Consider the following 11,570-nt stretch of genomic DNA (forward strand, 5'->3'; position numbering starts at 1 on the left):
AAAGTTACATAGAACCCCATGGATTTCTTGTTTTAGCAGGGAAACTCTTGTCACCTTTTAAGGAACAATCGGTTTTATTGCCGATTGATTTCATAGTTTAAAAGAACATATTACAAAACAGGAGGAACTATTACATGGCTTACCAACCAAAGTCTTATCGTAAATTCATTGCTACTGCAGCAACAGCTACACTAGTAGCAACAGCTGTTACTCCAGCATTTGCAGCAGAGTTCACTGATGTAAACAAAAACTACAAGGATGCTGTTGATTACCTAGTAGAAAACGATATTGCCAAAGGTACGACTGAAACTACTTTCGGTACAGAGAATTCAATCACTCGCGGTGATGCAGCGGTAATGATTGCTAATGCATTACAATTAGATGTTGATGCGTATGAAGACGCTCCTTTCGAGGATGTTAACTCTCGTGTGAAAGGTGCAGTTAACGCTCTTTACGCAGAAGAAATTATCAGCGGTAAAACAGAAACAACTTACCTTCCAGAAGCGAACATCACTCGCGCTGAAATGGCAAAAATCTTAACAAATGCTTACCAATTAGAAGCTGGCGACACGAAAAACGAATTCACAGATGTAAACAGCAGCTGGGATGGCTACGTTGACGCTCTTGTTGCGAACGAAATCACAATGGGTAAAACAGAAACAACATTCGAGCCTGATCTAGACGTAACTCGTGGTGAGTTTGCTTTATTCATGTTCCGTGCGAAAGATTTCTTAGGTGAAGTTGGCGGTATTGAATTACAAGACCTTCCAGAAGGTGCTTGGGAAGTACAAGACAATACAGTAACTGACACTTGGGGTGTTGTATTACAACATGACAAGCTTCCAACTGATATGCAAAATGCTGAAAAGTACACGATCACAATCGGAGAAAAAACATATGAATTGACAAAGAACAAATTCAATTCAAATGTATACAGCGTTCAAGTATCAAGCGTTGAGCATACAAAAGCTGAAGTTGAAGCTGGCGTAGTAGACGTAGTAGAAAAAGCACCTGTAGAAGAAACTGTCTTAGATACACTTCCAGCAGCAGCTTGGGAAATCCAAGACAATACAGTAACTGACACTTGGGGCGTTGTATTAAAGCACGACCAACTTCCAGCTAACCTACAAGGTGGCACAAGCTACGCGATCACAATCGATGGCAAAGAATATGAGCTAACAAAGAACAAATTCAATGCCAACGTATTTAGCGGTCAAGTATCAAGTGTTGAGCATACAAAAGAGCAAGTAGCAAAAGGTGTTATTGTAAAGAAATAATACGTAAAGATTCCTAGATGAAAAACATGAGAGATACAAGTTACCTCTCATGTTCTAAATATAAAATTAAACTAAAGAGGTGCGATTAACCATGGCAAAGAAATCATTAAAAGCATTGTCAACAGCAGCTTTAGCAGCAGCATTCACGACATCTGCAATCGTTCCAGCAGCAGTCGCTTCAGCTGAAACACCTGCAGAAGCTACACTTGAGATCTCTCACTATGTTGTTGAAATCGATGGTAAAGCAGTACAAATCTCAGCTGCAGATTTCGTAGAAATGAAAGCAGCTGGCAAAATCGAAGGATCTGCTGTTAAGTTCGTTAAAGCAAACGATGTTGTATACACACTTGCTGACTTCACTGCAGCAAAAGCATCATTAGCGGGTTCAAACCCAACTCAAGAAGATGTTCTTAAAGTTCTTGCTGACACAGAAGGCGCTGCACAAGATGTAGAGCTTTATGAAGCAGCAATTGGCGAAGACGGAACAATCTCAGCTGGTGATAAAGTAGCAGCTCCAGCAGAAGAATTACTTAAAGCAGCTGAAGAAGCAGTAGCAGCTCTTCCAACTGTTGAAGAAGTAAAAGTTGAAGACAAAGCAGCAGTTGAAGCAGCAGTAGCTAAAGTTGCAGCAGCTAAAGAAGCTGGCGCTGACGTAACAGAATTACAAGCAAAAGTTGACGCTTTAGTTGAAAAAATCGCTAAGCTTGAAGCAGCTCCTTCAGTTGAGAGTGTAAAAGCGGTTAATGCTAAAACTATTGAAGTAACTTTCAATAAAGAATTTGATTCTTCTAAAGCTAAATTCGAAGTTAAAAAAGGCTCTGCAGTTGTGAATGTTGCTAAAGCAACAGTATCAGCTGACAACAAATCTGTTCAACTTGAACTAGCTAGCAAATTATTTGAAGGTGAATATACAGTTAATGTAACAGGTTTAACTGAAGAAAAACTTTCAGGATCAGTTAAAGTTGAAAATGAAAAAGTAGCAAAAATTGAATTATTAAGCGAGAACGCTCCAAAAACTGCTGCTTCAACAGCAACAGCTGGATATCGTGTACTAAACCAATATGGTGAAGATATTACGAAATCTCCGTTAGCAGTAAACATTGATTGGAATGCTCCTACAGGCTTTACAGCAGCTGATAATAATGATGGTGTTTTAACTATCACTAAAGGTTCTGAGTTAAAGGTAGGAGACAAAGTAGTTGTAACAGGTATTAATGCAACTACTAATACAGTAGTAACTGGTACTGTAACAGTTACTAACGAAGCAGTTACAGATACTGTTGCTTTCAAAGAAATTTATCATGCTGATGGAAAAGAATTAGTTGGTAACTCAACAGTTTCTGATTATAAACTTCTTATCGAAGCAAAAGACCAATACGGTAATGTTGTAAAAGCAACTGATGTAAATGAGGATATCTTATTCACATCATCAAATGAATCATTAATTAAAGTTACAACTGCTTCAGATAATCAAGGAAAAGACAAAAATCAAGTTGGTTTGACTTTACAATTTGGTGACAATGCTGTAAACGGCGGAAAAGCAATTATCACAGCTATTTCCAAGTCTACTGGAAAAGTATCCCAATACGAAGTGGGAGTGAAAGCAGCACCAAAACTAGAGACATTCTCTATGACAGCTCCTGCTGAAGTAGTGGCTGCTGGTGATACAGTGAAAATTCCTTTCACAGCTGCTGACCAATATGGCAAAGCTATTACAAAAGCTAAAGACCTAACAGGTGTTGTTGAGTTCTCTGGAACATACGGTGCTAATAAGCCTGAAATCAAAGCTGATGCAAATGGTGATGCTTATCTTGAGTACAAACCAGATGCAAAAGGTACAAAAATTATTATTGCTTCATTCAACGGAAAAGTATCTCAACTTAACCTTAATGTTGTAGAAGCTGCAGCTCCTGTTACAATTGAGCCATTAAAAGATGTAACAACATCTGTAGCTAAAGATGGTGAAGTAACTATTGGTTTGAAAAACATCGTCGTTAAAGATGAGTATGGACGTACAGTAGATCTTAAAGGAAAACTAGCAGGAACAGCTGCTGAAGGCAAGTACCAAATTGTTGCACAAGATGGTAATGGTGGAGCAGTAAGCGTAGCTGGTAAAATTGATGCTGATGACGCTAAAATCACTATTACTGGACTTGCTAAAGGTTCAGAAGATGTAACATTTACTTTGCAAGAGTCTAAAAAACAAGATGATAATAGCTATGCGTTCAAAGATGTTGCTACTAGCCCATTGAAAGTAGCTTTCTCTACAGTAGAAAAAGCTGCATTCGAATCTTATGAGCTTGGCACAGTAGATGTTTTATATGCAGATGGTGCTGAAACAACACACCAACGCGATCTTAAAGTTTATGGTGTAAAAGCAGATGGCTCTAAAGTTCAATTACCGTCTAACTACTACACAGTAATTACTGATACAAATGCTGTTAATCATGCTGCTGGAAAGCTTAACGCAAAGTATGATGCTACTGACAACGATATCTTTAAAGACAAAAATGAAGTAACATCAAAAGTAACGGTAGTAGTGGATGGTGCTGAAACACCAGTAACTCTTACACAAGATGTTAAAATCTCTAAAGTGACGCCAAAAGCTGATAAAATTGAATTCACAGATGCTGTGAAAAACGGTGCAGCTACAGTTGCTACTACTGCTTTAGGTACAGATGATGATTCTGCGGCATTAAAAGCAGTTCTGAAAGTAACTGATCAGTACGGAGTGGCAGTTTCTTCTCCTACACCTAAAATTACTGTTACAAACTTGAAAGATAATACAGATCCAACTACTAACTTGACAGTTGCTAAGAATGGTACTGACACAGTTGATATTCAAAATGCAGGCGCTGATGACACATTTACAGCTACTTATATTTTAGATGGTCAAACTGTAACTGTTAAATTCAAAGTAGTTACTCCTTAATAAAACTAAACGAAACGTTGCTTTATAAGTTAGTTATGAACTAGCGAAGTAAGCGGAAAAGACACCTCATGAATAACATCTAGAATTCTCATAGAAATTTTAGCAGTTTTCATGAGGTTCTTTTCTAACTGTTGTGTGCCAATTGGTAGGAGAATTTCCGATCCTTACTAAACAGCCGCTTAGTAAGAGCCTAATCCTCCTGGGTCCAGTGATGTGCTGATACACGGAAGGGACTAAGTCAGGTGAAGACGTACTCATGAAATTGAGGCGGGGCTCCTTAAAAGGCAGCTATGGTCAGGTAGACGAATCCATGCAGGCAGGGTGAGGTAGTGAGTGTTGCGAGATTGCTAGGAGTTCAGCATTCATCCTTCCATCCGTAATGATGGAATGGCGGTTAGTAATTGGCTGTTAAACTAGCCGTTCTCACACCTGAATAGTGGAGACCTAAGGCTGTCAAAAGAAGGGATGGACATAACGGAACGTTTGAAGTCTTTTCGGAAGAGGTGGATCAGCACCAGTGAAGCTGAAAGGATGGCCGCGGGTTCATAGTAGTGACGATCACATGCCGTTTGGACTTGTATGGTAACATACGAGAAGGACAAAACATGTAGGAGCGAAGGAACCCAGTCTGTAGTAGTTCTCGAAGAAACTTATTTCCCCAAAATTCGTTTCTAAACTGAAAACTTCATCAGGAGCAATCATTGAAAAGTGATTGCTCCTTTTTTTGCAAGTATTCTAGTATAATTGAACTAATACTGACAGCACGCCGTATGCGGTGAAAGCCGCTCGTGCGGTGTAGGCCCGAACCGAAAGCCAATGGATAGATTGGTATAAGACGGGAATAGCACAGAAGAATTAATTAATGCTTCATCAGGAACATATAAAGGTAACATTGTTTTAAATGCAACAGGAGCATCAGCCATTAATTACGGACCTGCAACAGGAACTAGAACGATTGATGGTAATGTTACGATTAATGGGAATGCAACTGGAACGATCACACTTAGAAACTTAACAATTACAGGCGATTTGACAGTGAACACACCTGGAGCTTCTGTAATCGTTGACCAAACAGTAACTGTTCAAGGTACAACAAATATTGATGATGTGGCTGGCGCAACATTCACAAATAACGGTACTTTAGGGAATATTAACATTACAGACGCTAATGGTACACGTTTTATCAACAATAGCAATAATATTGGAAATGTAACTATTAATGCCGAGAACCCAACGGCTCCAATCACTCTAGGTGGAAATATTCCAAACTTGACTGTTTCTAAAAAGGCACAATTAGAAGTGGCAGATGGGGCACAGATTGGTACTCTAAAGGTTGATGCAGCAGATACAACAATTAATAATGCTGGAACAATCGAAGAGGTACAAGCTAATGCAAATACTGAAATTACTGGTATAGTACCGGATCAAGTTACGCCTGGTAATGGGGTTGATGTAACAGTTCCAAAATTCGCTAGCTTAACAACAGAGAATCCAGCATTAACATCTGGCGTTGCAAGTACATTCACGGTAAAGGCAAATAAAAAAATCGGTTCTAATGGTGTGGAGAACACGGATTTTGTAAAGAAGGATTGGCCAACAAGTGCCTTTACTTACACAACTGACGGAGCTTTCTATACATTGGAATTGACTAAAGCAGATGGGACAGCTGTGAAATTTGCGGATGTATTTAGTGCCTTTAACTTACAATTACAAGGTAGCCCAAATGTTCATGATTTTATCGGTGGAAGTTCGTCACAAAGAAGCCAGGCAGATGCTGGCGTTGAAGGTATCACGAATTCAGGAACAAAATTCTTTAATGGTAGTCAAAGTTTAAAAACATTAAATGATCCGAGAGCGGGTTCTATCTTATTCTACGGTCTGCATTCTGAAATTTACGGTACGAACTTTAATGTTGGAGACACAGGACAAATTGGCATCAATCAAACAATTAAACCAGATGCTATGGCTGGAGATTACAAGTTAACCGTTAAACTATATGCACCAGTGCGTAAAGATAAAGACACTCAGTACACAACTAGTGAATTTGATAGCTTGACACCGATTGATTCAGTTACATTTACTTTTACAAAGTAATAGGGACAGCTCCCTCGTTCTAATAATCAATTAAATAATGCAAGTAATTAGGGTCAGACCCCACTGCATTGAAGTGATAAAGTAAAAGGTCGAGGGCTCCGGCTCTCTTCCTTTGAACAAAATAGCCAACTGTCTGAAAGGATGGTTGGCTGTTTTGTTATACAAGGTATGAGAACATTAGGGATGAGGGGATAGGTACCTCGTCTCAGTAATCATTCAAATAATGCAGACAGCGAGTCGAGAATTCGACTCGCTGTTTTCTTTTTTTTGATTGAGCAATGGCTATTGTTGCGTAGGTGGTCTGTACTCATTGCTTTAAATTACTATGAGTTTATCAGCCGAAAGTTAGCATAAGATGATGCTCAGTTGACCGTTAAACAACAGTAGAACTGCCGTGTTTAAATTTTTAGATCCTTCAAATGGTGGTATTGGATTGCAAAAATAGTAATTAGGGTCAGACCTCGACTGCATTAAAGTGATAAAGCAAAAGGTCGAGGACTTCGGCTCTCTATTTTTTCGGTCATTTGTTACAATAAGTTAAAAAGGGAATGAAGTCATTTGACAGGAATTGATCGAGAAACGTTGCTGGAGATACGGGAGTTAGTGAAGCGGACAGGTGAGGAAGCGATGAAAGAGGCAAGGAAGCACGGAACATATATTGTCTATCAAGATAAGCAAGGGAATATGGTGAAGGAATATCCAGATGGAAGAAAGAAGATAGGGAAATGGCTTAGGATAGAAAAGGATGTGTGAGCGATTGGATCGATTTCGCGATGGTGACGGTTCGTTTGCAGGAGATTGAAGAGCGTGTAAAAAGGAATATGAAAAAGTATGAGAAGCAGATTGAGGACTTTGAGAAAGCGACCGAAAGATCCGACAAAGGCGAAAATATTGAGTTGGTTTAAGCAGAAATGAGCTTATTTATGTTGAGAAAGGATGGGATTTTTACATGTCTACTTTTGAACAAGACTTCCGATTAAAATTAATTGCCAATGCTCGTTCTCAAGTTCGTAAATCGAAATCTGGTGATGTTCAACCATCACTTCCACAAGCTATTCTCGTCGAAAATAAACAAAAAGAAATTGAAAAAACCTTGGAAGAGTTACGGAAGAAATATGCACATCTTTTATATCGGTAGGTGCTTCATCTTTGAAGGAGATTTATTAAAACTTGCTATAGTTGCCGGCATAAAGCCGGCAACCTCATCTAACAATGGGAAGTAAATGTCGATACTGTGCGTTATAAGACTCTATTTTTAGGAATTCTTCTTCTTTTGTATCAAGTCTAACAGATAGATCGATGTGTAGTGGGCTGCATAGGCGGACGATCCAACCTTCTTTATGGTGGAAATATAGTCCATAGTATTGATAGGGATAGACACCAGCTAGATAATGCTCTTTCAGTTCGGTCATGACTTCTGCCATGCTGAGGTCTCGCGGCAGATGGCTAAGTCGTAGCTCAAATGTGTGTAGACCATTGAAGTGACGTTCGTTCATTCGAATTTTTTTAATTGGATGTTTACCGAGAGCTTTTCTTCGCCAGGCACCAACAGCTTCACGAAGGCGTTTTTTGTCCTCTTCGGCTAGAAGAAGCTGTTCTTTCAATTCTTGTAGTTCTGTGTTCAAAATGTTGTTTTCTGCTTTCAGTGCTTCGAGTGTATCTTGCCAAACGTTCATGAGTGGTCCTCCTTTTTTCCAAGATAGATTGTAGTTATTTCATCACGACCATGTCCAAGTAATGCGGCTGTTTGTAAGCGAGCGGTCTGGGATGAAAGCCCTTGTTTGATTCGCTTTTCGTATTCTCTTCTAGCAAAGGTATGACGCAAGCCATGGAATGTAATCCGTGGTCGTATTTCATCAATGTCAAATGATTGTTGATAGGGCTTATCGTTTGTTAAAACGTTCTCCATAAAGCTGTTTCGATGGTTTGCAATCCAGTTTTGAATCGATTTCATCGCTTGATCATGTGTTCGACCATGCCAACCAAAAAAGATTGTATCGGTTATTGATGGAGTGGCTAAAATCGTTTGGAAAACGGATCGTGCGCCATCATTTAGTAGAACATCCCTTGGTATACCGCCTTTTGTGTTTACAAGATGGAGTGACTCGGTGTTTACAGCTTTTTTCAGTTGGCTACGGCGCAGTGCTGTCACTTCTTCAATTCGTGTTCCTAAAAATTCGGTAATGGTAATGGACCAAAGGATATGGACTCGGTCCATTTCTTTAGCTAGCTGCTTGGCTCTAGCTATTTCTTCAGATGTCCATGCTCGATCAACTCCTCGTGTTTTTCTTTTTTTAAGGTTGAATTTAGAATTATCACTAGTCAGCATGTAACGGCTGTTTGATACAAGTGAGTGCAGTTTGCGAATAGCGGCTAGGTCAGTTTTAATCGCAGCACTTGATATTCCTGTTTTCACGGATTCTATCACAAAAGATTCAAGATGCTTGTCTGATATGTTACGGAAATTTTGAGATTTATAATGAATCGCTAAATGTTTACAGAATTCGTAAATCCCCGCACGGTACCTCGCCGTTCCTCTTTTAGATTGATGGTGTTTCTTAAAATGGAGCAATCGTTCTGCTTGTTTTTTTAGGTTCTCGTACACTTTCTCCTCTTTTTCAGTCAGTATCCAGTCTCTTCGTTTCGTCAATGATCTTTCACCTCCTTTCAAGCGTATAAGTGAAGTGGACATAGTTCGCCCAATAGCACTAAGTATGGTTTCACACCTATTACACTATATAAACTCTTCTCCAAGCTGATAGTACTAAGGATAAAGTGAAGTGTCTCACTCTTCCAAGGGAGAAGATAGAATAAATGATTCGTTAAGAAATAGTAGCTGATTCCCAATTTGGGTAGCGTATTTAGCGCTTCAGCGAACACGTATCAGTTTTACTGATGCCGCTTATACGGCGCCGTGCGTACAAATCCTTTTGCAGAGGGGCGCACTACTTCCCTCTCTGCTTCTAGCTTCAACAATTAAACCGATTTTCCAATTGTCATAGTTTACACTTGAGCTATTTCTAAACCGCTGGCCCTGGCGATCGGCTTTTTTCAGCAGCCTGCATTCTGGTTCTTTTCAGTCGGCGTGCAACAGCATTTCCGACTCGTTTCTCCTGTATGGTACTCAGGTGGAGAAAACACTATATATAAAAGCTGACATGAAAAAGGACAGTGTACTCAGCTTTTGTACGTTCTGTCCTGACCTTTCGCATATTGGATTGTTAATGAACACAAAAAAGCCCCTCGAATGGATTTTTTAAGCAACGCAAAACAAAGCGTTGTTTCAAATCACCCGAGGGGCTTGTTGGTGTTGTTAGTTTGGTTAAAAAAAGAAAAAAGTAAGTAAATCTAACGCTAGTATACGATAGAGCATTGAACTTGTAAAGAATTAAAGAGTTTGTGACAGTTGTGACGACTAATGACAGTATATGTGACGATTGATTTCCAAAGAAACGTTGGTATTGCAAGTTTTGTGACAATATGACATCTTTATTGTTAACAATATATACATATATATGTATATATAAAGAGTAGGCGACAAATAGCGTCACAATCGTCACAGGTGTCACAAAGTGCGTTAAATCAAAGTTTTTGAGAAGATGAAGTGTCACCGGATTTTATAGAAAATGACACTTTAGAATAGTATAAGGCACCAAAGTTTAACGCAAATATGTCATATAAAATAAATACATTAAATCCAAAGTTTCGATTAGTTTATCTTATTATTATTCGTTTCCATACTTCGATTACTTTTCCTAATATACTAACTTTATTTGAATTGACAACCGTTAAAGGAACAGAAGGATTACTAGGACGAATAATACAAATATCGTCGTGAAAGTGGACTCTACTGATAATTGCTGGTTGATCCTCCACGGCGATTATTACAATATCAGTGGAAGGTGCCTCACTTTCAAAGTTAATTAAAACTTTGTCACCGATGTTTATGCCATCAACATTCATACTTTCATCAGGTACAGATAATATAAATCCTTTGTTATTAGGCAATATATCTTTTGGGATAGTTTCAAACCCTAAAACATCTTCTTCAACGTAGGTATGGCTAGCATAAATGTTTTTTAAATAAGGAATGTTAACAACCTTTTTTTCTTTACATTTAATGTTTTCAAAGAAATCATTAATTTTGCTGTTAGCCTTAGAAGAATTTCGGGTAGATTCCAGTGAATTTGGCAAATCTACAAGAAGGTTTATTGATTCATCGTCGGTAATTTCCTGGTATACTTTCGCATATTTGGTTGTTTTTGTATATAAATTCCATTTGTCCAGTAAACCTAAGTCACTTTTTATTTGCTTCATGAAGGTGTCTTTATCGTAAGGGTTAAATCCTTCTTCGATTAAAGCGTTAGTATCCTCTTCAGATAGCCATAGGTGTGGAGGTGCATTTTGAAATAGTGTATTTAAGGTATTTTCGAGAGAGGTTTCTAAATTTTCGTTTTCGTTTATTAACTTTTTAAATTCAGGAGGAGCCTTTTCCAGATAACTAGTTAGTATTAGCTCATATTCATCTCTATCTAAAATAGAAGCTAATGCCCTATTTAGTTCATCCCCAGCAGGGGGAATTTTCCCGTTTTGAAGTCGGCTTAAGTAAGCTTTTTTGGTTGAAAAGCCGCTATGCTCTAATCTTTTGGATATTTCATCTAAACTCAAGCCACTTTCTCTAATGTATTTCTTTAGAATTTCATGATACCTTTGCAAAAAAAATACGCCTCACTTTATTAGATAGTTGATGAACAAAAAAAAATCATGTATGATGTAATAGTGGTTGTTGATTTTGTTCACACAACAAAGTCAACGAAGTTGTGTGAACCTAAAGGAGGTGAATAAATGAATAATACAAAACTTCGTCAACTGATTAAAGATGCAAATATATTTACGTATGAAGTGTCTGATCAGATGAAAGTTCACGAAAACACCTTATATAGACTACTTAGAAAACCTCTTTCTAAAGAAGACGAACAGCGCATCATGCAAGCCATTGAACAAGTTAAGTTAAAAAAGGAGCGTAATTAGCATGCACGATGAGACGATTCAACATGCACTTGCTTACCATCGCAGAGGCTTTACTGTCATGCCTCTCACAGGGAAACGTCCAATTTTAAAAGGATGGACAAGCCTTTTTCACTTACAACCTTTGACAGAACAAGAAATTCAATTCGGTATAACTAACGAAAATGGTCAACGAATTAGCTTTGCTCATAAAAATCTTGGAATTTTAACAGGTCGTATCTCAAATTGTATTGTCATTG

Annotated in this window: 11 protein-coding genes; 8 read left to right on the forward strand and 3 right to left on the reverse strand. The window is 38.4% G+C overall.

What is annotated here, in order from left to right; translation table 11 throughout:
• The first annotated feature begins 134 nt into the window (after positions 1–134).
• The 6 genes from CEF22_RS01885 (at position 135) to CEF22_RS01905 (ending at position 7,441) form a co-directional block, all read left to right on the forward strand.
• Positions 135–1,277: an S-layer homology domain-containing protein gene (locus tag CEF22_RS01885; protein WP_100401512.1), complete on the forward strand. Its 1,143-nt coding sequence runs from the start codon at positions 135–137 to the stop codon at positions 1,275–1,277.
• 91 nt (positions 1,278–1,368) lie between these two features.
• The gene (locus CEF22_RS01890; protein ID WP_100401513.1) at positions 1,369–4,209 is read left to right on the forward strand and encodes a hypothetical protein; all 2,841 of its coding nucleotides are present in this window, start codon (positions 1,369–1,371) and stop codon (positions 4,207–4,209) included.
• A gap of 1,035 nt (positions 4,210–5,244) precedes the next feature.
• Positions 5,245–6,303 (forward strand): hypothetical protein, encoded by a 1,059-nt coding sequence (locus CEF22_RS01895; RefSeq protein WP_100401514.1) that lies wholly within the window; start codon positions 5,245–5,247, stop codon positions 6,301–6,303.
• Positions 6,304–6,861: 558 nt separating this feature from the next.
• Positions 6,862–7,056, forward strand: a complete 195-nt coding sequence (locus CEF22_RS01900) for a hypothetical protein (protein WP_100401515.1) — start codon at positions 6,862–6,864, stop codon at positions 7,054–7,056.
• Positions 7,053–7,208, forward strand: a complete 156-nt coding sequence (locus tag CEF22_RS18390; protein WP_157843131.1) for a hypothetical protein — start codon at positions 7,053–7,055, stop codon at positions 7,206–7,208. The genes CEF22_RS01900 and CEF22_RS18390 overlap by 4 nt, the downstream gene beginning before the upstream one ends.
• A gap of 44 nt (positions 7,209–7,252) precedes the next feature.
• Positions 7,253–7,441 carry a hypothetical protein gene (locus CEF22_RS01905; protein WP_100401516.1) on the forward strand — a complete coding sequence of 63 codons (189 nt, stop codon included), beginning with the start codon at positions 7,253–7,255 and terminating at the stop codon, positions 7,439–7,441.
• A gap of 64 nt (positions 7,442–7,505) precedes the next feature.
• Here the strand turns inward: CEF22_RS01905 and CEF22_RS01910 are convergent, their stop codons facing one another.
• The 3 genes from CEF22_RS01910 to CEF22_RS18395 form a co-directional block, all read right to left on the reverse strand.
• A complete protein-coding gene (locus CEF22_RS01910) occupies positions 7,506–7,979 on the reverse strand; it encodes a hypothetical protein (protein ID WP_100401517.1) in 474 nt (157 codons plus the stop codon).
• Positions 7,976–8,953, reverse strand: coding sequence for a tyrosine-type recombinase/integrase (locus CEF22_RS01915; protein WP_198508002.1), 978 nt, complete (start codon positions 8,951–8,953; stop codon positions 7,976–7,978). Before CEF22_RS01915 ends, CEF22_RS01910 begins: the two co-directional genes overlap by 4 nt.
• A gap of 1,064 nt (positions 8,954–10,017) precedes the next feature.
• Positions 10,018–11,019: a LexA family transcriptional regulator gene (locus CEF22_RS18395; RefSeq protein WP_157843132.1), complete on the reverse strand. Its 1,002-nt coding sequence runs from the start codon at positions 11,017–11,019 to the stop codon at positions 10,018–10,020.
• A 129-nt stretch (positions 11,020–11,148) separates the two neighbouring features.
• Here CEF22_RS18395 and CEF22_RS01925 point away from each other — a divergent pair, with 129 nt between their 5' ends.
• Complete coding sequence (locus CEF22_RS01925; protein WP_100401519.1) at positions 11,149–11,334, forward strand: hypothetical protein; 186 nt, start codon at positions 11,149–11,151, stop codon at positions 11,332–11,334.
• A gap of 1 nt (position 11,335) precedes the next feature.
• Positions 11,336–11,570: bifunctional DNA primase/polymerase (locus tag CEF22_RS01930; protein WP_198508003.1), on the forward strand; the 235-nt coding region annotated here is incomplete at its 3' end.

Source organism: Bacillus sp. FJAT-42315 (genome assembly GCF_002797375.1).
Lineage (GTDB): Bacteria > Bacillota > Bacilli > Bacillales > Domibacillaceae > Bacillus_CE.

Excerpts from the sequence above, each read along its gene's own strand:
- CEF22_RS01925 (WP_100401519.1), top strand. The coding sequence starts at position 11,149 with ATGAATAATACAAAACTTCGTCAACTGATTAAAGATGCAAATATATTT.
- CEF22_RS01885 (WP_100401512.1), top strand. The coding sequence starts at position 135 with ATGGCTTACCAACCAAAGTCTTATCGTAAATTCATTGCTACTGCAGCA.
- CEF22_RS01910 (WP_100401517.1), bottom strand. The coding sequence starts at position 7,979 with ATGAACGTTTGGCAAGATACACTCGAAGCACTGAAAGCAGAAAACAAC.
- CEF22_RS01905 (WP_100401516.1), top strand. The coding sequence starts at position 7,253 with ATGTCTACTTTTGAACAAGACTTCCGATTAAAATTAATTGCCAATGCT.
- CEF22_RS01890 (WP_100401513.1), top strand. The coding sequence starts at position 1,369 with ATGGCAAAGAAATCATTAAAAGCATTGTCAACAGCAGCTTTAGCAGCA.